The sequence below is a fragment of the Deinococcus arboris genome (assembly GCF_009755355.1).
Taxonomy (GTDB): domain Bacteria; phylum Deinococcota; class Deinococci; order Deinococcales; family Deinococcaceae; genus Deinococcus; species Deinococcus betulae.
The window spans coordinates 1-22,806 of record NZ_WQLB01000017.1 but is presented as its reverse complement, the minus strand read 5'-3'; the positions used below and the strand labels follow the sequence as shown (position 1 = coordinate 22,806).

Below are 22,806 nucleotides of genomic sequence, written 5' to 3'. Positions count from 1 at the left end.
CGACCGCCACAGGGGCGGCCGCGCCTCCCCCCACCGTGGGGGAGCAGGCCCTGCCCCTCTTTTTCGCTCCCCCACGCCCCCTCAACACAAGACTGCTTTTCACTTCACCCCTTTTTCCCTGGGAGGCAACGTGCGAAACCCTTCGGTGCTTACAACGCTCGCCGCGCTGGCGCTGGGTCTGTTTGGCCCAGCCCACGCGGTCGGCACGCCGGCCGGAACGGTGATTCAGAACCAGGCCACCCTGGAATTCACCCCGGACGACGGCCCGCCCACTTCTGTTCCGACGCCGCCTGTCACGACCACCGTGCAGCCGGTATGCGCGCTCAGCGTGCTGCCCAGCGGCACGGTGGCCCAGCCAGGCCAGAGCTTTACGCTGCTGCCCGGCGAGGGCGCGGACCTGCGCTACGTCCTGACAAATGCTGGCAACGCCCGCAACACGGTTAGCCTGCGGCCTGTGGTCGAGGCGGCTTCGCAGTTCACGCCCGGCGACCTGAGCGTGCGGGCCGATACGAACGGCAACGGCCAGCTGGATGCCGACGACCCGGCGGTGCAGACCGTCACCCTGGATGCCGACGCGGCCGTCACGCTGTTCGTGCCCGCCACGACCACCGCCGCCAACCGGGGCGACGCCTATGTCAACCTCGTGGCCGCCTGCGCCACCAACGCCTCGGGTCGCCCCGGTGAAACCGACGACGACAACGTGGGCCGCCTAAGCGTGGGCCAGCCCCCCGAGCTGACGCTGACTAAGACCTTCAGTCCGTCCACCCTGCGCCCCGGCCAGGACACCGAAGTGACCCTGACTGCCCGCAACACCGGCGCCGGCCCCTCGCGCGCCGTGACGGTCACCGACTTCCTGAACACGCCTGAGATGCGCGACTTCACCTTTATCAGCGGCAGCGCGCGCGTGACGGGCAGCGGCGTGCTGGAATTCAGCGCTGACGGCGCGGCCTGGAACGCCGCCGAAACCGTGCCGGTGGCGGCCATCCGCGTGCGGACCCCCAGCCTGGCCCCGAATGAGACCCTGACGCTGACCTTCCGCCTGCGCGCGCCCGCTGACGCGGTGGGCACCCGGCGCAACGTGGGTCAGCTGCGCAGCGGCGACATCGCCGTGGACGCGCCGGCCGACGTGACGGTGCGCTACACCCCGGCCATCGCGCTGGGGCCACTGAACAATCCACAGGCCCTGCCCGGCGGCGAACTGAGCGAGGACGACAAGCAGGTGCGCGCCAATGCCCTGCTGGGCCAGGAGGTCTGCTTCCCGCACACGGTGCAGAACCTGGGTGACCGCCCCGACACCATTACGATTACCGGGCGCGTGGCGCTGGGCCAGGCGACCATCCGCTTTAGCGAGCGCGACGGCACGCCCATTCTGGAGCCCTTCCGGGTGCCCGATCTGGCCCCGCAGGCCACCAAGGACTTCAACGCCTGCTACTTCATCCGGTCGGGCAGCGTCAGCTCGGCGGCCGAGGACCTGCGTATCGAACTGACGGCCGCCAGCAGCCAGGGCGCCGCCAACAACCTGACGGTGGACGTGGTGACCACGGTGTCCCAGAACCTGCTGAGCCCGGTCAAGTCGGGCAGCGCGGGCAGCGGCCTGGTGGCGCCGGGGCAGGAGATCACCTACACCCTGAGCTTTACCAACACCCAGACGTTTGCCCTGAACAACGTCGTGATCCGTGACGACCTGCGCAACCTGCGCGTGCTGGACGCCCAGGGCAATGTGGTGCGCACCGACACCATGACCTTTATCAGCGCGGATCAGGGTGGCGTGCTGGACGGCACGGCTGTCGTGTGGCGCTTTTCTCGCCTGAACCCCGGCGAGGGCGTGAGCCTGACCCTGCGCGCCCGCGTGCCCCAGGGCACCCCGGACGGCGCGCTGGCCCTCAACGTCTTTACCGTGGTCAGTGACGAGATTCCCACGCCCACCGAGTCCAACCCCGTGGAAAACGGCGTCTTTGACCAGGCCAACCTCAGCATGGTCAAGACCAGCAGCCCCGAGCGGGTGTCGTTTGGGCAGACCATCACCTACACCTTTACCGTGACCAACCGCAGCGCCACGGCCGCCCTGCAGACCATCCGCGTGCAGGACACGCTGCCGGCTGGCCTGGTCTATATCGAGGGCAGCAGCCGCCTGAACGGCGCGCCCATTGAACCGACGGTCTCGGGCCGCACCTACACCTGGGAGATTCCGGGACTGGCCCCCGGCGCCGCCGCCGTCGTGACCTTCGACGCCGAGGTGACCCCCGAGGCCGGCACCCAGATTCGCAACAGCGCGATTGCCACGGCGATCAGCAACAACGGCCAGACCCAGACCCCGGTCAGCAGCGCCGTGAACACCATTGACCCCCTGATCTTCGGGCGCAACACCGCCGACGTGGTGGGCTACGTGTTCATGGACATCAACCGCAACGGCGTCTACGACCTGGGCACCGATATTCCGCAGCAGAATGCCCGCGTGATTCTGGCCGGCGGCCGCATCGCCCTGACCGACGCCCAGGGCCGCTACCACTTCCGCAACCTGCTGGAAGGCACCCACGCCCTGCGCCTGGACCCGAACAGCGTGAGCGCCCAGAACCTCAGCGTGCCGCAGGATGCGGGCCGCCCCGGCAGCCGCCTGGTGTACGTGCGCAACCTGACCAGCGTGGACTTCCCGCTGGCCCCCGACCTGGGCGAGATCGCAGTGATCCGCGACACCACCCTGCGCGTGACCGCCACGTTGCCGCTGCAAACGCCCCAGGTCCTGACCATCCGCAAGCAGCTGTTTGTGGACGACACGCCCGGCGAGTACCGCGTGCAGCTGACCCTGAGCGCCACCGCTGACCTGAGCGCCGTGCAGGTCAACGATCCCCTCCCCGAAGGCGCTGTGCTGATCGACGGCCAGAACGCCCTGACCTACGACACCCTGCCCACCGGCGAGCGAGCGGTGACCTACCGCTTCCGCTGGGCGGGCGACCCCAAGGGCGCCGTCACCGACCCGACGGCGAGCTGGAGGTACTGAGTGAAACGCGCCCTCACCACCCTGACGGCGGCCCTCCTTGGGACGGCCGCAGCGCAGGAAATCGCCACCTCCCTGCCCCTGACCTCCGTCGGCAACAAGCTGATGTGGACGGTGGGCGACCAGGACCTGCGCCTGATCGTGGGCCTCAGCTCGCGCGTGCAACTGGACGTCTACGGCGCCCAGTTTGACCCCGCCGACTACCGCAGTCCCGACCAGTACGGCGACGAGAACTACTCGGCCGCCACCCCCAAAGAGCCGGTCAGCAGCACCTTTACCTTAGTCAATGCCGCCGGCGAAGTCGTCAAGCAGCAGGACTTCGGCGTGGGCGCCCAGGACTGGCAGACCTTCCTGAACAGTGACCTGCCCGCCGGCACCTACACCCTGAAGGTCCGCACCGAGGGCAACGGCAAGAACACCTTCGCCTTCCGCCTGAACTCGGTGAGTGCGGCGGTGGAAGCCGACCACCTGAACGTCACCATCCGCAGCAACGACTGGGTGCCCGCCCTGAACGTCTACAACCCCGGCGGCCCCATGGGCATCCGCATGTACGACGGCGACGGCCCCACCGAGATGGAAGCCGAGCTGCGCGACGCCCAGGGCAACGCCTACCCCGTTAAGGTGAGCGGCGAGTTGCAGTGGGACGACGTGGCGGTGCCTGAAGCCGCGGGCAACTACACCCTGTACCTGCGCCAGCCGGCCGACACCTATCAGTACAGCAACTCGGTGGGCTTTGAACTGACCACTGGCCCCATCAAGATCGTCACGGCCGACACCACCGGCCGCCTGGAAATCCGCGCGGAACTGGTGCTGCCCGACGAGGTGCTGCCTACCCAGGCCACCGTGACCGTAGGCGAGCAGGCCTACAACGTGAACGGCTCGGCCGGCCCCTTTACCCTGCCCGCCAAGGAGTACCCCGTCAGCGCCGAGCCGATTACCGGTGCCGACGTGACTGTGGACGCCCCCAGCGCCACGGTGGTCAAGGGCCAGACGGCGCGCGTGGCCGTGCAGGTGAGGCCCAGCGTGGACCTGACCTTTACGGCCAACAAGCCGGAAGTCTGCGTGGGCGACGTGGTGACCTTCACCGCCCGCGCCGAGACTGCTTTTGAGCGGCAGACCCTGCCCGCCAACTTGCGGGTGGCGTTGCCCGCCGGCTTTACCGCCAGCGGCGAGACCACCGCCACGGCCCGTGTGGACGCCGCCAACCCCGGCGTGCTGACCTTTGAAGCCAGGGCTGACGCCCCCGGCGGCGGTGAGGCCCGCGCGACCCTGGCGCCTTGGAACAAAACCCAGGCCGTCGGGGTGCGGGTGCTGCCCACCGCCACCCAGATTGAGCTGCGCCGCGCCGAGCTGCCCACCACCCTGGCGGGCGAGACCGTCACGGTCACCCTGACGCTGCGCAACACCTCCTCGGCCCCGGCCCCCTACACCCTGACCGACGAGCCCGGCGCCACCCTGGAGGCCCTGGACCCCGCCACCTTCAGCGGTGAACTGGCGCCCGGCGAGACCAAGACCCTGACCTACCGCGCCCGCGTGAAGGGCGACGGCGGCCAGGAAGGCCAGCTGCGCGCCACCCTGAGCAGCAACTGTGACAGCCAGCAGGTCGTGGGCGGCGTACTGACCGTGCAGACCCCCACGCCTCCGGCGCCGACGCCGGTGGTCTCGCAGACCCGCCAGAGCACCGTGCGGATTCCTTACGACGTGCCGGGAACCGGGGGCGCCACCCAGGTCATCGTGGCGCACCAGCCGCCCCAGGGCAGCACCTACGTGCCCGGCAGCAGCCAGCTGAGCGGCCGGCCCCTGGCCGACCCCCAGGTGGGCCCCGGCGGCAAGTTTTACTGGACCACCCCCGGCGCGCCGCGCGGCGTCCTGACCTACACGGTCACCCACGAAGGCAGCCTGCCCGCCCTGGAAAGCCCCACCCTGGTGGGCAAGTACGCGGGCAATACGCTGCGGGTGCTGGTGGGCGAGGGCCAGCTGGACGACCTGGGCGCTCTGAGCCCGGTGGCGGCGGCCCAGCCGCAGGCTGCCGAGAATGACGGCGCCCTGAAGCTGCCGCTGGACGGCGCGGTGTTCCGTGAACGCGACCGGATTACCGTCACACTGGAAAGCCCCGCCGACAGCACTGACCTGCCGCTCGTGAACGGCGTAGCGGTGGACCCCGCCACCCTGGGCCGCAAGAGCGTGGACCCGGCGAACGGCACCCAGCGCCAGGAGTTCTACGGCATCGCGCTGCGCAGCGGCGAGAACGTCATTACCTACGGCGACCAGACGGTGCGCGTCTTTCTGGCGGGTGCGCCCGTCAATGCCGACCTGAAGGCCGAGCAACTGGTGGCCGACGGCGTGACGCCCATTCGGGTGGCCATTCGCCTGACCGACGCGGGCGGCCTGACCACCGCCAGCAGCAACGTCACCGTGCAGGCCAGCCTGGAACCCGCCCAGAGCGACGCCCAGCCTGCCGTGGCCAGCTATCAGGTGAAACTGGTGGACGGCGAGGGCGTGCTGGAACTGGAACCAATGGCGGTGCCCGGCCGCTTTGACCTGAGCGTGCGCCTGGGCGACCGCACCATCAGCAAGGCCTTTGAGGCGCTGCCCAGCACCACCCGCGTGGGCATCGGCATGGTGAGTGCCGGCGTGCTGCTGCAGGGCGGCGGCGCGGTGAGCGCCGAGGCGCGCGGCGCGGCCTACCTGGAAACCCCGATTGGCGAAGGCAAGCTGTACGTAGCGGCCAACGGCGCCGTGGTGGCTGACCGCACCGCCGCCGGACAGACCACCGTGCGCCAGGACACGGCGCAGGGCCTGCCCACCACCGCCAACCCGCTGGAGCGCTACCCCAACTATGGCGACAGCAGCACCGAAACCCTGCCGCTGCAAGGCGTGGACCCGGTGGCGGCGCGCTACGAGCACCCCGGCTTCAGCGTGTCGTACCGTCAGGCGCCCCTCCCGGTGGACGTGTTCAATGTCGGCATTACCCCCACGGCCCTGAGCGGCTTTACCCGCAGCAACCCGCAGGTGTCGGGCTTTGTGGCGGCGCTGCCGGGTGACCTTGTGCGGCGCACCATCGCCGCCAACGGCCTGCGGGTGCTGCCGCTGGGCCAGAGCAACTTGCAGCGCGACAGCGAAACCGTCGAGCTGGTCAGCCTCAACCCCGACACGGGGGCCGAGGAACTGGTGCAGACCCTGACTCGCCTGACGGACTACACCCTGGACGCGGCGGCGGGCGTGCTGTACTTCCAGCGGCCCCTGAATCTGGTGGACGAGGACGGCCGCGAACTGCGCGTGCGCGTGTCGTACCGCCTGAACAATCCCCTGGGCGCCCGGCAACTGGCCTGGGGCGTGCAGGTGGGCAGCCGCCTGGGCGAGAATGCCCGCATTGGGGCGGCGGCTGTCAATATCGGCGGCGTGACCAGCATCGGCGTACGCGCCCGCTACGCGGCGGACGGCGCGCGGGCCGACCTGCTGGCCGCCTACGCGGGCGGTGGCGTGCTGGTCAACGGCAGCGCCGACCTGACCGGCGAGCGGTTTACGGTCAACGCTTCGGCGCACTACCAGGACAGCGCGTATGCGGGCCTGAACGCGGCGGCCCCTGGCCTGGGCCTGAGCGCCGGCGCCACCTACGCCGTCAGTGAACGCTTTGGGGTCAGTGCCCGCGCGACCTACACCCGCACCCCGGCGGGCACCGGAACGCCGGAAGTCAGCGGCGGCACAGCCGAGGTGCGCGGCCTGTACTCGTTCTCGCCCTTTACCCTGGGTGCCGGCGTGCGCGCCGGATACGGCAGCCAGCAGGGTGTGGCTGGCCTCCTGAGCGCCGGGTACGACAACGGCCGCCTCAAGGTCTCGGCCGAACACGCCCAGCCGTTTAGCGGCGACCTCGACCCCACCACCGCCCTGAAGGCCAGCGTGCCGGTGGGCGAGAACGTAGTGCTGACCGCCCGCGACGACATCAACTGGGACGAGGGCCACCGCGCCAGCCTGGGGCTCCAGGCCAGCCTGGGCCTGACGAACGTGGCGGTCACCTACGACCTGCCCGGCGCCGACGGCTGGGGCAACCGCGCCCGCTTTGGCGCCGACGCCAAACTCCCCATCAACGACACCACGGCTGTGGAGGTGGGCGGCAGCTACATTCTGGATCTGGACGGCGACGCCACCAACGAGGGCGGCTGGAACGCGGGCGTGGCCCTGCGCTACGCCGGCGACCGCGCCAGCGCGAGCCTCTCAGCGGACGCGGCCAACACGGGCGGGGCGTTCAGCGTGGCCCTCAAGGCGGGCGGCAGTTACAGCCTGAATGAGCAGCTGACCCTGGCGGCCGACGCCACCCAGATTTTTGGAGCCGGAGCGGGCAGCCACTACGCCGCCTCTGCTGCGCTGCGCGCCGGCCCCTGGCAGGGCCTGGCCTACCTGCGCTACAAGGACGGCGCCCTGGCCGGCGGCACCCCAGAAGTTATTGGCGAAGTCAACGCCGAGTACCACACGCCGCAGTTCGCGGTGCGCGGCGGCGTGGCCGGGCGCACCCTGCTGGCCCAGGCCGGCGGCACGACCTATCAGGGCTCGCTGAGCGGCACCTATTACGTCACCGACCGCCTGGGCCTGGGCTTGGCGGCGCGCGGCCTGGTGCAGCCGGCCACCGGCTCGACCCTGAGCAGCCTGGGTCTGGAAGCCAGTTACCGCGCCCTGCCCGGCACCTGGGTCACCCTGGGCTACAACCCGGTGGGCTTCAGCGGCATCGGCACGAACATCTACACCCGTCAGGGCCTGTACCTGCGCCTGGACCTGATGCTGGACGACAACCAGCCTAATGGCGTGACCCTGGCCCCCGGCGAGGCCGCGCCCACCACCGAGGAGGGCCGCTGAGATGCCCCTGCATAGTCTGACGCGCGCCCTGAAGGGCGGCCTGGCCCTGGCTCTGCTCGGCAGCTTCGCCGCGCACGCCCAGGTCACGGCCACGACCAACACCACGCCCACCCCCGGCACCTGCACGGTGAACGCCCCCTTCGTCCAGAGCTTCAATGCCAGCGGCGCCCTGGCTGAAGTGCAGAACCACGCCTACCGCACGGACGCGGGCACGGTGACGAACACCGACGGCACCTACACCCTGTGGCGCGACATTGACCACACCGGCAATGGCGGCTACGGGCTGTACATGAACATCAAGGCCTTTAGCGGCAACAGTGGCGGTAATCTGGGCACGCCAGGCCTGATTTACGAGCAGAAAATCAACGTGCCTGCCGGTTCTACCCTGGCGTACCAGAACTGGGTGCGCAGCCACTCGAACAGCGACACCCAGCTGCGCTACGTCTTCCGGGACAGCAGCGGCAACGTGCTGCAACAGGTGAACGGCGCCGTGGCCACCACGAGCTATACCCTGCAAACGGTGCCGGGCTTCACCAGCCCCGGCTCACAGGTCACCCTTCAGATTTACACGCTGAAAGACGGCACCCGTGAGGACCGCAACGCCCTGAAACTGGACGACCTGAAGCTGACCTGCACGGTGCCGGCCAAACCCACCCTGACCATCACCAAGAGCGGCAACGGGCCCTGGACCGCCGGCCAGAGCGGCGCGACCTACTCCCTGACGGTCAAGAACACCGGCAACGCGGCCACCACGGGCACTGTGACCGTCAAGGACTTACTGCCCACCGGCATCACGGCCACCAGCGGCAGCTTTACCACGGGCGGCTGGACCTGCTCGGTCAGCGGGCAGACCGTGACCTGTACAGGCACACCTAATCTGGCCGCTGGCGCCAGCAGCACCCTGACCTTTGGGGTGAACGTGGCCCAGAGCGCGGCGGGCAGCGTGACCAACCGCGCCAGTGTGGGCGGCGGCGGCGACCCCGACCCACAGCCCGACCCGGCCACCTGCACGGCGACGGCCGGCCAGTGCGCCACCTACACCACCACGGTGACGGTGCCCACCCCTGCGCCGGTCACGGGCGTTTGCACGGTCAACTCGCCCTTTGCCCAGACCTTCAACGCCAGCGGCCCGCTGGGCGAGGTGCAGAACCACGCCTACCGCGCGGACGCAGGCACGGTGACGAATACCGACGGCACCTACACCCTGTGGCGCGATATTGACCACACGGGCAACGGCGGCCACGCCGTGTATATGAACATCAAGAGCTTTGAAGGCAAGAACGGCGGCACCCTGACCACGCCGGGCCTGCTGTACGAGCAGAAAATCAACGTGCCGGCAGGCGCCGAGCTGAGTTACCAGAACTGGGTGCGCAGCCACTCGAACACGGCCACGCAGCTGCGCTACGTCTTCCGTGACAGCGGCGGCGCGCTGCTGCGCCAGGCGGACGGCTCGCCCGTCACCACCGACTACACCCTTCAGACCGTGCCGACTTTTACCAGCCCCGGCACGCAGGTCACCCTCCAGATTTACACCCTGAAAGACGGCACGGCAGCCGACACCAATGTGCTGAAGCTGGACGACCTGAAACTGACCTGCCCGGTGCCCGTCAAGCCTGAGCTGACCATCACCAAGAGCAACAACGGCCCCTGGACGGCGGGCCAGAGCGGCGCTGTCTACACCCTGACGGTCAAGAACACCAGCACGGTGCCCACGGCCGGCACCCTCACCGTCAGGGACCTGCTGCCGGCAGGCGTCAGCGCCCCGGCCAGCTTCACGGCGAATGGCTGGACCTGCGTGACCAGTGGCCAGACCGTGACCTGCACGAGCAGCGCTGTCCTGGCGGCGGGCGCCAGCGTCACCATCCCAGTTGCTGTGACATTGGACGGCGGCCTGTCCGGCACCATCGTCAACAAGGCCAGCGTAGGCGGCGGCGGCGACCCCGACCCCATCCCAGACCCCGGCACCTGCACCACGACCGCTGGCCAGTGCGCCACCTCCACCACCACCGTCACGCCTCCCACCGCGCAGCCCACCTGCCAGCAGGTGTACGCCCTGACCAACGCGGCGGGCAGCTCGAACGGCACCGAGATCCGCGTGCTGGACGTGACCACGAACGCCGTAGGCGCGCTGGTGGCTGCGCTGCCCGACGGCGGCACCTCGGCCACGCTGGGCATCTCGACCGACGCCCGGCGCCTCTTCACCGCCACCGATGACGGCCGCCTGCGCATTTACGACTCGCTGACGAAGGCCTGGTTTAGCGGCGGCGTGTTCAGCGACATCAGTGGCCGCCTGGTGCGCATGGCCGTGACCAGCACCGGCATCGGCTACGCCATGGATTCAGGCGCGAACTTCTGGCGCTTCGAGACCGCCAGCCCCTACGCCGTCACCAAGCTGGGCACCGTGACCTCGGCCAGCAGCGGGGCCCCCAGCTTCTATGACAACGGCGACTTCTTCGCTGACAACGCGGGCAAGCTGTACATGGTCAGCGCCGTGACGGGCGCGAGCAGCATTGACCTGTGGCTGATTACCCCTGCCAGCGTGCGCGCCGAGTACCTGGGCCGCCTGAGCAATCCCGCCGAAGGCTCGCAGTACGCCGGCATTGCCGCCAGCCCCAGCGGCATCTACGCCCGCGACAACCTGGGCCGCCTGGTCAAGATTGACCTGGTCGGCGTGACCTACACCCCTGTGGGCACCTCGGCCCCGGGCTCGACCGACCTGGCCAGCTGCTTTTTTCCCTCCTACGCCCCCAGGTTGGAGGTCGTGAAGAGTGTGCGCAAGGTGGCGGGCACGACGGGCGACAAGGTGCAGCCCGGCGACACGCTGGAATACACCATCGTGACGCGCAACAGCGGCAACCTGCCCGCCGGCGGCGTGACCTTTACGGACGCCCTGCCGGCCGGCACCACCTACGTGGCCGGCAGCGCCCGCGTGAACGGCTTTGCCAGCACGGTGACGGGCGGCACCCCCACGCCGCTGACCGGCGCCGCTTACCCCTTCGCCCAACCCGTTGGTATTTGCAGCCAGGCCGCAGCCGCCTGCACCACCCAGATTCTGAAGATTGACACCACCCCGAACGCGCTGGACAACGAAGCGGTGGTGACCTTCCGCGTGACGGTGAATACCCCCTTCACCCTGAACCCCGCCGAAGTGCGCAACGTGGCGCTGGTGCGCTACACCGACGGCCCTCAGACGGGGGTGCCTTCCAATGAGGTCGTCACGCCCGTGTTCCAGAGCAAGCTGACCGTTAATAAGACCGTGCAGAACATCACGCGCGGCGGCCCGGTGGGCACGACCAGCAGCGGCACCCCCGGCGACGTGCTGGAATACTGCATCGTCACGAAAAACGAGGGTGGCCTGAACGCCAGCAACATCGTCTTCAGCGACACCGTGCCTGCCAACACGACCTTCCGCGTGAACGGCTTTGCGCCGGGGCAGGACATCAAGGTGACCACCCCGGCGAGCACCGTGTACTACACCGCCGCCGCCGACGGCGACGCCGGCGTGCTGAGCGGCGGCAAGGTGAGCGTGCAGGGCGGCAGCTTCGTGCTCCTCCCCGGCCAGAGCGTCACCTTCTGCTTCCGGGCGGCTATTCAGTAAAAGTTTTCCGATTCGGCCGTTCATTAAGCGGCCCAATCCGAGCGGAACGAGCAGGAACGAAACGGATTTTGGGCGTGGAGTTGGCGGAGTGGCGCCGTTTCACTTCGCCAACGGAACAGACGGAATCCGGCTCACTTTTCCCCTCACCTGCGCGGGCGGCCTTCCTTAGGGGCCGCCCGCGTTGCTGTCGAAGTCTGGCGGCCCCGATCACCCCAGAGCGGCGGCTCTGGCTCTAGCCATATCCTGCTCCCGCCTCACAGCGGTGTTGCTTTACACCTTGGCAAGAACATCACCCCCCGCAACTCCACGGCGGCTGGTTATGACGATTCCTTCGTTGTGCAAGTCGCTCACTACCTTCCTGGGACCGAGCCAAAAGAAAAGCGCAGGATCTCCCCGAGACATCCGCGTGTCAGACACGCCAGACTGGGGTGCAAAGGAGCCCGATTCCATGAGTGACCAACCCGACCTGTTTGGCCTGACCCCGGCCCCCGAGACCCCCAAAGCCATCCTGCCCGCCGGCTTGCCCGAATCCTGGCAGCGGGCGCTGGAGCCGGAATTTGCCGCGCCGTATTTTCATGACCTCAAGGACTTTCTGGTGCAGGAGCGGCGCGAGCAGACCATCTATCCGCCCGCTGCCGACGTGTTCAATGCCCTGCGCTTTACCCCGCTGGACGACGTGAAGGTGCTGATTCTGGGGCAAGACCCCTATCACCGTCCCGGCCAGGCTCATGGTCTGAGCTTCTCGGTGCGCCCCGGCGTGACCATTCCGCCCAGCCTGCGGAACATCTACAAGGAGCTGAAGGAAGACATGCCCGGCTTTGTGCCGCCGCGCCACGGCTACCTGAAGCACTGGGCCGACCAGGGCATCCTGCTGCTGAATGCTGTGCTGACCGTGCGCGAGGGCCAGGCCAACAGCCACGCCAACAAGGGCTGGGAGCACTTTACTGACGCGGTCATTAAGGCCGTGAACGCCAAAGAGGAGCGGGTGGTGTTCGTGCTGTGGGGCGCCTACGCCCGCAAGAAAAAGAAGCTGATTACCGGGCCGCAGCACGTGGTCATCGAATCGGCGCACCCCAGCCCGCTGAGCGAGGCCAAGTTTTTTGGCAGCCGTCCCTTTTCGCAGGTGAATGCGGCCTTGGAGGCGTCCGGGCGCGGGCCGATTGACTGGCAACTGCCTCAGAAGGCCGAGGAGTAATGCCCACCCGCACCGAGTTGTTGCAGGAGGATTATCTGCGCCGGGAGGGCCATGACCCCAAGGCGTTTGCCTACACCTGGCCCGACGGCACGCCCTATGCCGACGAGGCCGGGCTGGCCCGCATCGCCAAGCTGGCGGTGCCGCCTGCCTACGAGGCCGTGTTCGTCTCGCCCGACGCCGACGCCGAGGTGCAGGCGTTTGGCCGCGACGCCGCTGGTCGCCTGCAGTACCGCTACCACCCGGATTTTGTGCAGGCGGGCGCCCTGAAAAAATGGCAGCGCCTGACCCGCTTTGCCGGCGCGCTGGGCACCCTCAAAACCGTGACGGGCAGCGACCTGCGCGCCGCTGGCCTGCCGCCGCGCAAGGTCGCCGCCCTGATGTCGCGCCTGCTGCACGTGGCCCGCTTCCGGGTGGGCAGCGATATCTACGCCCAGCAGCACAAGACCTATGGCCTGAGCACCCTGCGCCAGCGGCACGTGAAGGTGGAGGGCAACACCGTCACCTTTCATTTCAAGGGCAAGCACGGCATCACCCAGCACAAGGCCACCACCGACCGCACGCTGGCCGCCAACATCAGCCGCCTGCTGGAACTGCCGGGACCGTGGCTGTTTCAGACGGTGGACGCCGAGGGGGGGCGCCGCCGTATCCGCTCGGGGGAACTGAACGCCTACCTGGGGGAAGTGATTGGCCCTTTTACCGCCAAGGATTTCCGCACCTGGGGCGGCACCCTGCTGGCCGCCGAATATCTGGCCGAGGCGGGTGTGGCTGACACCGACCGCCAGGCCCGCAAGGTGCTGGTGGAGTGCGTAAAATACGTGGCTGCCGACCTGGGGAATACCCCTGCGGTAACGCGCAGCAGCTACATCTGCCCGGTCATCTTCGACCGCTACCTGGACGGCAAGGTGCTGGACGATTACGAGCCGCGCGCCACTAAGGGTGAAGGTGACCTGGACGGCCTGACCCGCAGCGAAGCCGCCCTCAAAAGGCTATTGGAGAGCGAGAAGACGCTAAGAGGCAGAAAGAAGAAGGCGGCTTGAGAGGCCGGCGAACGCTGAAGAAACCGGAAGCCACGCAGGTCTGGGACTTCGTGTACGAAGAGCTGAAGTTTTCGCCCAGTGTGTCCCGCTGGCCGGGTTTCCGGGAGCCGACGCCCTCGGTGACGTTTGCGCTGCCAGAGCGCTGGTCAGAGGCGGATGTCAGAGGCGGATATAGATGAACTGTACGCCTGCTTCTGGACGGCCTTCCGCACGCTGACCCGTCCGGGCGAGGAGGTCTATGCCCTGGACTAGCAGCATGAGTGCCTTGCCTATATGCCTCAGGCCAGCGCCGTGCCTGTGCGGGGCCATCCGTTCACGCACGGCCTGTTCCCGGACGGCGACTACGCCATCACACTGGGACCGGGCCTGGCCTGGGGCACCCTCGGCCATCCGTGGCAGAGAACCCTCTGTGTCTTTGGAGCCCCGTTGCTGAAGGCTCTAGAGCCGCTGCCTGTGCCACTGTTAAGCCGCCGGGTCCGACAAGACGGTGTGGTGCAGCCCTGAAGCGCCAGGTCAGCTGGCCGGTGTTTGGACCGTATCAGTCAGCTCTTTTTTCATATTGACGTTCGTGACCTGAAAGCCCAGGCGTTCGTACAGCGCCCGTGCGCCCGTGTTATGACCAAACACATGCAGGTGCAAGCTGGTCGTGCCGCGGGCCGCCGCGTCCGTTTCCAGCGCGGCGAAGGCCTGGGTGGCGTAGCCCCGGCGCCGGTAGGCCTCGAAGACCTCAATCTCATAGATGAAGGCCGCGGTGCCGTTAGTCCGGTGTTGCAGGCCGTACCACAACACGCCGACGGGCGCGCCCACGCTGGGGTCCAGCAGTGAAAAGAGAAACTGGTCAGGCGTGTTGAGTCCCTGGGGCAGCAGCTGCTGATACTCCGCCTCGGCGCGGTCCTGCGCTTCGTCGGGGGTCCACTGGCCATTCCGAACCTTCTCGGCGGCGTACTGGGGCACGGTATGCGCGAGAAACTGTGCGAAGGTGCCGTCGTCCATCGGGTGAAGGTGCAGCATGGCCTTCAGTCTAGGAGGGCGCGGCCGGAGCGGGCGATACGCCTCCTGGCCCATGCAGCGGCCAGGCCGGGCCGTTTACGGTAGACCGAATGGACGAGCCTCCCACACGCATGCACGAAGCTGAAGTGCTGGTAGACGCCGCCCAGGTGGCGCGGTTGCTGGCGGCGCAGTGTCCTCAGTGGGCCGCCCTTGCGCTGCGCCGCGTGCTTTCGGCCGGCACCGACAACGCCATCTTTCGTCTGGGCGACGACCTGCTCGTGCGGCTGCCCCGGATTGGCTGGGCCGCCGCCGATGTGGTCAAGGAAACGACCTGGCTGCCCCGGCTGGCCCCCTCCCTGCCTGTCCCCATTCCCGAGCCGCTGTTCGTGGGCCAACCGGGCGAGGGCTTTCCCTTTTCGTGGGCGGTCTACCGCTGGCTGCCCGGCACTGAGGCGGCGCTGGACACCGTGCGCGACGGTCACGAGTTCGCGCGTGACCTGGCCGCGTTCATTCAGGCGCTGCGGCGGGTGCCTACGCCCACCGCTGATCTCCCGCAAGGCTCGCGTGGGGGGCCACTACTGGAGCGCGACCAGGGCACCCGAGAAGCCATTGCCGCCTGTGCCCCCGTCTTTGACCCTGCCCAGCTGCTGGCCGTCTGGGAGGAAGCGCTGGCCGCCCCCGCCTGGGCTGGCCCGCCCACTTGGCTGCACGGTGACCTCAAACCCGGCAACCTGCTGGCCCAGGCGGGCCGCCTGAGCGCGGTGATTGACTGGGGCGCGCTGACGCTGGGCGACCCGGCGGTGGACCTCCAGCCCGCCTGGAATCTGCTGGATACGAGCACGCGCGCCACCTTCCGCGCGGCCCTGGCCCCCGACCCGGCCACCTGGGCACGCGGGCGCGGCTGGGCCCTGAGTATCGGCGCGGTGGCGTGGCCCTATTACCAGCACACCAATACCGAGCTGGCGGCCATTTCGGTGCGGCAGATTGAAGCGGTGCTGACGGAGCGTCTCCAATAATCCCGGTCAACCTGGGCCTCCAACACAGGGCCAGGGCTGCACACTGAAGGGAAGCCGCCCCCTGGCCCACCAGCGTCGGTGGCCCGTAGGGGTGTGCTCTGCCCCGGAGGCCTGACCCTGATGCCCGTTTCCACCGCTCTGTTTCGGCAGGCCCTGACGCTGATCCAGGCCGACACAAGATGCCTCTGGCCGAATTTTGTGCCTGCGGCCATCCCGTACCTGATCTACGACGGTCACGGCACCGTCCTCTGGAGAGCGCCGTCGCCCGAGCCTGGCTGGCAGGAACAGAAGGACGCCTGGGTCTACCCAGGACGACACCCCAGCGTGACCGCAAACACGGCCACCCGCCTTCCAGACGGTCGGCTGGCCGCCAGCCTGATGCTGAGCAGTCTGGATAGCCACCTGACGGCCCTGCAACTCGCAGGGTTGGCTGTCCATGAGGCCTTTCATGTGTATCAGGAAGGGGACACCCGTGGCCTCTGGGACGCCGATGAGCTGGCGGCCCTGACCTACCCGGTGGCTGACCCTTTCATTCTGGCGGCGCGCGCGCTGGAAAGCGCTGCGCTTCAGCGGGCACTGCGGCCTGACGCCAACACCTGGCCCCTTCACGCAGGGCGCGCCCTGGCCTGGCGTCAGGCCCGGTGTGAGCGGCTTGCGGCCGAACACGTGACCTATGAGCGGGCAATGGAACGCAAAGAAGGCCTGGCCCATTACGTTGAACTGGGATTTGCCCAGGCCGTCCCCGTGTTTCCTCCGGTGGACTGTGCTGCGGAGGCGGTGCGCCAGCGCGCCTACACGACCGGCGCGGCCTACGCGCTGCTGCTGGACCGCCTGTCTCTCGACTGGAAGACCCTGGTGGAAGCGTCGGGCGCGGCCCTGGATGAGCTGCTGGCGGCCCATATTCTCCCGGCAGAGCGGGGGCCGATGAGCCCCGAGGTCCAGGCCTGGGCCGGGGCAGAGGCCGCGCGGGTCGCCCACCGCCAGCAGGAGGCGCGGCGCACCTTTGAAGGGCAGCGGGGGCAGCGGCTCGTGCTGCGCTCTGTCCAGCCCCTGTGGCTGCGGGGGTTTGATCCACTCAATACGCTGGTGCTGGGCGAAGGGGCTGTCCTCCACCACCGGTTTCTACAGTTTGCCAATGGAGCGGTCGAGGGGGAAGTGCTGGGTCAGGGGTGCCTGACGGTGGCGGCTGGTCTTAATCCGCTGCTCTCGGGCTTCCGAGAGATCATTATTCCGGGGCTGGAGGCAGCCCGCCTGTCCGGGGACGGGTTTACGCTGGAAGCGGGGGGCGTGCGGATTCGCAGTCATCATGTCCCTCTACAGGCGAACACGGCACACGCTGAATTGAGCCTGGAGATATAGGCGAGCAGCCGCGCCAGGGCTGGTCTGGTCGCTGCGGCTCCCGTAAGGTGCAGCCTATGATTCGCATTGGTTCTGTGGTTTGGGGTGTGCGCGATGTGGCGCGCGCCGTGGCCTTCTGGACTGCGGCGCTGCACTACCGCCCGCGTGAGGCGCCGTCTGATGACTGGTCCGTGCTGGTGCCTGAACACGGCGAGGGCGTGCAGCTGGCCCTGAAGCTCGTGACCAGTGAAGCCCAGACCCACCGCCGCCACCACCTTGACCTGTACGCCGATGACCAGGGGGCCGAGGTCGAGCGCCTGCTGGGCCTGGGCGCGCAGCGGGTGGACTGGCGCTACGAACCGGGCGCCGATTACGTGGTGTTGGCCGACCCGGACGGCAACCGCTTTTGCGTGGTCCAGAAGTAGGTCAGTCGCCAGTGAGGTCGTGGGCGTGATGATGCTCTTTTTGTATGGCTCACAGAGCAGAAGAGGTCCTGGACCCGAAGACAACCGCTCTCGTCTGGTGTGTGTATGGCGCAACTGGAAGTCGGAGGAGGGGCGTTCACACCAGGCCGCCGTCTAGCGTCCGTGACTCTCGCTACTCGCCTCAGAACCGTCTCAGGTGGCCGTCCTGGGTTCGGTCTTTAGAGGCGTGGTCAGCAACCAGCCAAAGATTCTCTCAGCTGCCCTCGGCCAGCCGCTGCAAGGTGGCAGGTTCTGTCACCGTCACGGTGCGGCCCCGCAGGTCAATGACGCCCCGCCGGTAGAACTCACCCAGCTTGCGGCTCACGATTTCTGGCACCGTGCCCAGGCGCGCGGCCAGGTCGCTGTTGGTGGGCAGGGGCCAGGGGGCTGCGGCGTGCCGCAGCAGTTCGGCGGCCAGACGTTCGGTGACGCCGCCCAGCACCAGGGCGGCCAGGTGGCGCTGGCTGTCGGCGGTGCGCCGGGCCAGGTGGGTGATGGTTGCCGCTGCCAGCGCCGGGTCATGGAGGACGGCGCCCTGCACCGCCTGAGCTGGCAGACAAAGCAGTTGAGGGTCAGCCCCCAGCGCCTGCGCCGCCACTCCATGCCAGGCCTGCCCACCCAGCACCGCCGCCAGTTCTACAGGTTGCTGGGGCCCGTCCACCCGCAGGGTCAGTTCGCGCCCGGCAGGGCTGACCATATACACCCGCACGCCGGCCTGCGCGGGCAGCAAGAGGGTATCCACCGGGTCGCCAGGGCCGAACAGGTGCTGCCCGCGTTCAGGCCAGCACCACCGCGCCCCCGCCGCCAGGTCATTCAGGGTCGCGGCCGAGGCCGCCGCAAACGGCGCCGAGCGGCGCAGCAGGGTCAGGGCGCCGGGCATTCGCCTATGCTGGCACACCCCTTCAGGCTGGCCCAGGGGCCTACCGAAAGAAGGCGCGGTTCAGGTCGGGGGCCGCGCGGTGCTCGGCTGGCAGGTCGGCCTCGTCAAAGACGGCGCCCACTGGGCAGGCGACCGCACAGGCGCCGCAGTCAATGCATTCTTCGGGATCAATCACAAACTGCGCGCCCGCGTCATGAATGCAGTCTTTGGGGCAAACCTGCAAGCAGGCGCCGTCGCGCGTGCCTGCACACAGAGAGGTAATCACGTAGGCCATGCCCCAGGCTGCCGTGCGGGTCGGCGGCGCCGCCATGACTTTGGTCAAGCCGCCTGTCAACGCCGCCTGAAGCCGCGCACATCTGCCCCGCGCCCGCGGCCTCTACGGTAGACCCATGACCCTCACCCCTCCTGCTTCATCTGGTCGCCGCCACGCTGGCCGCCTGCTGCTGGGCAGCTTTCTGGTCCTGGCGGGCGCAGGCCACCTGACCTTTGCCCGCCGCGGGTTTCAGGCGCAGGTGCCGGACGGCCTGCCGGTGAGCAAGGACACCACCGTCCTGGCGTCGGGCGTGGTGGAGATCGCGCTGGGGGCCGCGCTGCTGGCACCACTGGCCCCGCCGACCCGGCGCGCACTGGGCTGGGGTCTGGCAGCCTTTTTTGTGGCGGTGTTTCCCGGCAATATTTCCCAGTTTGTGCATCACCGCAGCGCCCTGGGGATGAACACGGACACCAAGCGCGCCGCCCGGCTGCCGTTTCAGCCGGTCCTGGTGCTGTGGGCGCTCTGGAGTACAGGGGCCTGGCCCAAAGAGCGCCGCTGACCGGGGGCCAATGACCCTGTTCGCCTGCGTCCCCTGAGAGCAGAGACCCGCACAGACTGAATATCGGGGAACGCGGCAAACCAGTTAAGCTGCTCGGGTATGCAGCCGCCCAACGCGGAACAACTTCTCTCTGGCGGCGGGGGGCTGGCCGAGGCGGTGCTGGGCGTCACCGACACGCTGGTCGTGGTGCTAGACCCGCAGGGGCGGGTGGTGCGCTTCAATCCGGCCTGTCAGCGGCTGACGGGGCTGACCGAGGATGCCGTGCGCGGTCAGGTGCTGTGGCCCTTTGTGCTGGACCCCGAAGAGGTGCCTGGCGTCATGACTGTGTTCGCGGCCCTGACGGCTGGCGACTTTCCTGGCCGCTACGAGAACCACTGGCGAGCGGCGGGTGGTCAGCGGCGGTACATCCTGTGGTCCAACACGGCGCTGCTGGACGCGGATGGCCAGGTCTCGCTGGTGGTGGCCACCGGCATGGACATCACGGCCGAGCGGGCCGCCGAGCAGGCGCGGCAGGAAACCGAGGCGCGGTTCCGGGCGGTGTTTGACCAGTCGGCTGACGGCCTGGTGCTGCTGGACCCCCACGACCCTCAGGTGCCCTGGCGCATCGTGGACTGCAACGCGGCGTTTGGCGCCATGAACGGCTACACCTGCGGCGAACTGGTGGGGCAGTCCATTGACCTGCTGCACCCCACGCCCCTGATGCGCGACGAGGGCGAGCGCCTGCTGGCCTGGATTCGGGCCGAGCATCCCGTGCAGGGTGAGGGCGAACACCGCCACAAAGACGGCCACGTCTTTCCCATCGAGACCGCCAGCAGCCTCGTCATGGTCGGCGGGCGCGAACATGTGCTGGGGCAGGACCGCGACATCTCCGAGCGGCGCCGGGCGCACGCGCAGCTTGAAGCCCTGGCCGCCCAGATGGCCCACGCCGCGCAGCACGACGCCCTGACCGGCCTGCCCAACCGCACGCTTCTGCTGGACCGCCTGCACCTGGAACTGCGCCGCGTGGGCCGCAGCGGGCGGGCGGTGGCCGCGCTGTTTATCGATCTGGACGGCTTCAAGCGCATCAACGACACCCTGGGCCACGACGCCGGGGACGACCTGCTGCGTGAGGTGGCCCGCCGCCTTCAGGGTGCGGTGCGCCCCGCCGACACGGTGGCCCGGCTGGGCGGCGACGAGTTTGTGGCGGTGATTCCCGACCTGGGCGGGCCAGCCGACGCGGCGCGGCTTCAGGCGGCGCTGGAACCGGCGGTGACGCTGGGCGGCTCGGCGGTAACGGTCCGCAGTTCGGTGGGCATCGCGCTGCATCCGCCCGACAGCGCCCAGCCGGCCGACCTGCTGCGGCAGGCAGACCTGGCCATGTACCAGGCCAAGCGCGAAGGCAAAAATGCTGTCCGTTTCTTTGCACCCACCCTGGACGTGGCCGCCCACACCCAGCTGCGCATTGAGGGCCACCTGCGCCGCGCGCTGGACGCGCCGCAGACCGGCGGGCTGCACCTGCACTACCAGCCGCAGGTGGACGCCCGCACTGGTCAGCTGGTGGGTCTAGAGGCACTGGTGCGCTGGACCGACCAGTTCCTGGGCGCCGTGTCGCCCGCACGGTTTATTCCGGTCGCAGAGGACTCGGGCCTGATTCAGCCGCTGGGCGCCTGGGTGCTGAACGAGGCCTGCCGTCAGGCGGCAGCCTGGGGCCTGAGGGTGCCGGTGGCGGTCAATGTCTCGCCGCTGGAGGTCTCGCAGGACGACTTTATTGCGGGCGTGTACGCCACGCTGCGCCGGCACGGCCTGAGTGGCCCCGCCCTGAAACTGGAACTCACCGAGCGCCTGGCGGTGCGCGACCTGCATCTGGCGGCGCGGCGCCTCTCGCAGTTGCGGGCGCTGGGGGTTCACCTGTCGCTGGACGACTTCGGGATGGGGCAGTCCTCGGTGTCCACGCTGCTGCACTTGCCGGTGGACGAACTGAAACTGGACCGCTCGCTGATTACCGGCGTGGCCGATTCGGCGCTGGACCAGCGGGTCGTCGGCGCGCTGCTGGCCCTGGCACGCGGCCTCCAGCTGCGCGTGGTGGTCGAGGGCGTGGAAACCGGGGCGCAGTTGGAGGCCCTGCGTGACCTGGGCTGCGAGGTGGTGCAGGGGTACCTGACGGGCCGCCCCGCGCCGCCTGAAGCCTTGAATGCTCTGGTGCAGGCGATGAATACAGAGATATAGAGAGTGGGAAGTGGGAAGTAGTCAGTGGAAAAAAGCTGGCCACGCAGTCGCTGTGAGCAGGGCGCCTCGCGCCACGCAGCGTGAGACGCCCGGTCTTATGTCACTCTGCGAGGAGAGGGTGCAACCGCCCCTCGGGTTTATCCCGGGCGGTAGGCCCCCCACATGGCATGCCGGTTCATCCACTTCCGACTGTCCACTTACCTCCGCACCACCTCTGGCCCCAGCGCGGCCACAGTTGGCTTGCCGCACAGCGCCAGGGCCAGCCGGAATTCGTCGTGCAGCAGCGCCAGGGTACGGGCCACCCCGGCCTCGCCGCCGGCCGCCAGGCCCCACAGCGCCGCCCGGCCCAGAAACACCGCGCGGGCGCTCAGCGCCACCGCCTTCAGGACATCGGTGCCGCGCGTGACGCCGCCGTCCAGGTAGACCTCGGTGCGGCCCGCCACGGCGTCCACCACTTCGGGCAGGGCTTCCAGGCTGCTGACCGCGCTGTCCAGCTGCCGCCCTCCGTGGTTGCTGACCCAGACGTGGCAGCCGTGGTCAGCCGCCAGCGCGGCGTCCTCGGCCGTCAGAATGCCTTTCAGCACCATCGGCAGACGGGTCTGGGCACGCAGCCAGGCCAGGTCGTCCCAGGTAAAGGTCTTGTCCACCAGATTCTGAAAATAGTTGGCCAGCTGAGAGCCTGTGTCGGTTTCTACCTGCGCGAGCGTTTCGCGGGTGCCCACGTTGGGCGCGTGCAGGTGAGGCGGCAGGGCAAAGCGGTGACGTTCGTTCGCCTCGCGCCGGCCCAGGTAGGGGGCGTCCACGGTAAATACCAGGGCGCGGGCTCCCGCCGCCTCGGCCCTCGCAATCACGTCGCGGCTGAGTTGGCGGTCAGCGCACAGGTACAGCTGAAACCACAGCCGCCCGGCCGCCGCCGCGCCCACCTCTTCAATGGACTTATTGGAAAAGGTGCTGAGGGTCATGACGCTGCCAGCCGCCGCTGCGGCGCGGGCGGTGGCCAGTTCGGCGTCTGCGTGTGCCAGGCCGTGAAAGGCGCTGGGCGCAATGCCGATAGGGCTTTGCAGCGGCAGGCCCAGCACCTCGGTGCAGGTGTCAATCTGAGACACGTCCACCAGCACGCGCGGGCGCAGCCGCAGCCGGTGGTAGGCGGCGCGGTTCTCGCGCAGGGTCAGTGCGTCGTTGGCGCCACTCTCGTAGTATTCCAGCGCGTTTCGGTCCAGCTGGGCGCGGCCCAACGCTTCGATGTCGGCCAGATTGATGGCGGTGTCCAGGGTCAGCGGCGCGTCGGGCAGAGGCATGGGGCAGCGTAGCGCGGGACTCTGGGTTTCGCCGTGGTCTTCCCCGGCAGGGTGGGTGGGTCAGCGTCCCCCTGTAGTTCATCCAGGCCAACGGCTCGTCACAGCCTCAGGCTCTGAGCCGGGACTA

General features: G+C 68.7%; 15 protein-coding genes and 1 pseudogene. 12 read left to right on the top strand and 4 right to left on the bottom strand.

Annotated elements, in window-relative coordinates:
• Positions 1-130 precede the first annotated feature (130 nt).
• The 7 genes and pseudogenes from GO986_RS12855 to GO986_RS23455 form a co-directional block, all read left to right on the top strand.
• Positions 131-2,998, top strand: coding sequence for a DUF7933 domain-containing protein (locus tag GO986_RS12855; RefSeq protein WP_369409348.1), 2,868 nt, complete (start codon positions 131-133; stop codon positions 2,996-2,998).
• Positions 2,999-7,846, top strand: coding sequence for a hypothetical protein (locus tag GO986_RS12850; RefSeq protein WP_232337773.1), 4,848 nt, complete (start codon positions 2,999-3,001; stop codon positions 7,844-7,846).
• Between the two features lies 1 nt (position 7,847).
• A complete protein-coding gene (locus GO986_RS12845) occupies positions 7,848-11,444 on the top strand; it encodes a DUF11 domain-containing protein (protein ID WP_157459704.1) in 3,597 nt (1,198 codons plus the stop codon).
• A gap of 448 nt (positions 11,445-11,892) precedes the next feature.
• The gene (locus GO986_RS12840) at positions 11,893-12,639 is read left to right on the top strand and encodes a uracil-DNA glycosylase (protein WP_157459703.1); all 747 of its coding nucleotides are present in this window, start codon (positions 11,893-11,895) and stop codon (positions 12,637-12,639) included.
• Positions 12,639-13,676, top strand: coding sequence for a DNA topoisomerase IB (locus tag GO986_RS12835; RefSeq protein ID WP_157459702.1), 1,038 nt, complete (start codon positions 12,639-12,641; stop codon positions 13,674-13,676). Before GO986_RS12840 ends, GO986_RS12835 begins: the two co-directional genes overlap by 1 nt.
• Complete coding sequence (locus GO986_RS23460) at positions 13,673-13,855, top strand: DUF2716 domain-containing protein (RefSeq protein ID WP_157459701.1); 183 nt, start codon at positions 13,673-13,675, stop codon at positions 13,853-13,855. The genes GO986_RS12835 and GO986_RS23460 overlap by 4 nt, the downstream gene beginning before the upstream one ends.
• Before the next feature lie 85 nt (positions 13,856-13,940).
• Positions 13,941-14,180 (top strand): annotated as a pseudogene (locus GO986_RS23455) (DUF2716 domain-containing protein); the annotation flags it as partial.
• 9 nt (positions 14,181-14,189) lie between these two features.
• Here GO986_RS23455 and GO986_RS12820 read toward each other — a convergent pair.
• A complete protein-coding gene (locus GO986_RS12820; protein ID WP_157459699.1) occupies positions 14,190-14,687 on the bottom strand; it encodes a GNAT family N-acetyltransferase in 498 nt (165 codons plus the stop codon).
• Between the two features lie 89 nt (positions 14,688-14,776).
• Between GO986_RS12820 and GO986_RS12815 the strand changes: the two genes are divergently transcribed.
• The 3 genes from GO986_RS12815 (at position 14,777) to GO986_RS12805 (ending at position 17,445) form a co-directional block, all read left to right on the top strand.
• Positions 14,777-15,682, top strand: coding sequence for an aminoglycoside phosphotransferase family protein (locus tag GO986_RS12815; RefSeq protein WP_198170653.1), 906 nt, complete (start codon positions 14,777-14,779; stop codon positions 15,680-15,682).
• A gap of 120 nt (positions 15,683-15,802) precedes the next feature.
• Positions 15,803-17,041: a hypothetical protein gene (locus tag GO986_RS12810; RefSeq protein WP_157459698.1), complete on the top strand. Its 1,239-nt coding sequence runs from the start codon at positions 15,803-15,805 to the stop codon at positions 17,039-17,041.
• Between the two features lie 56 nt (positions 17,042-17,097).
• The gene (locus GO986_RS12805) at positions 17,098-17,445 is read left to right on the top strand and encodes a VOC family protein (RefSeq protein ID WP_157459697.1); all 348 of its coding nucleotides are present in this window, start codon (positions 17,098-17,100) and stop codon (positions 17,443-17,445) included.
• 253 nt (positions 17,446-17,698) lie between these two features.
• Here the strand turns inward: GO986_RS12805 and GO986_RS12800 are convergent, their stop codons facing one another.
• Positions 17,699-18,364 (bottom strand): Crp/Fnr family transcriptional regulator, encoded by a 666-nt coding sequence (locus GO986_RS12800; RefSeq protein ID WP_157459696.1) that lies wholly within the window; start codon positions 18,362-18,364, stop codon positions 17,699-17,701.
• A 40-nt stretch (positions 18,365-18,404) separates the two neighbouring features.
• Positions 18,405-18,638 carry a ferredoxin family protein gene (locus GO986_RS12795; RefSeq protein ID WP_157459769.1) on the bottom strand — a complete coding sequence of 78 codons (234 nt, stop codon included), beginning with the start codon at positions 18,636-18,638 and terminating at the stop codon, positions 18,405-18,407.
• Positions 18,639-18,753: 115 nt separating this feature from the next.
• On the opposite strand from GO986_RS12795, the gene GO986_RS12790 reads away from it, so the two are divergent.
• Both GO986_RS12790 and GO986_RS12785 read left to right on the top strand, forming a co-directional pair.
• Positions 18,754-19,176 (top strand): DoxX family protein, encoded by a 423-nt coding sequence (locus GO986_RS12790; protein ID WP_157459695.1) that lies wholly within the window; start codon positions 18,754-18,756, stop codon positions 19,174-19,176.
• Positions 19,177-19,275: 99 nt separating this feature from the next.
• Positions 19,276-21,381, top strand: a complete 2,106-nt coding sequence (locus GO986_RS12785) for a putative bifunctional diguanylate cyclase/phosphodiesterase (protein ID WP_157459694.1) — start codon at positions 19,276-19,278, stop codon at positions 21,379-21,381.
• A gap of 197 nt (positions 21,382-21,578) precedes the next feature.
• Here the strand turns inward: GO986_RS12785 and GO986_RS12780 are convergent, their stop codons facing one another.
• Complete coding sequence (locus GO986_RS12780; RefSeq protein ID WP_157459693.1) at positions 21,579-22,679, bottom strand: alpha-hydroxy acid oxidase; 1,101 nt, start codon at positions 22,677-22,679, stop codon at positions 21,579-21,581.
• Positions 22,680-22,806 lie beyond the last annotated feature (127 nt).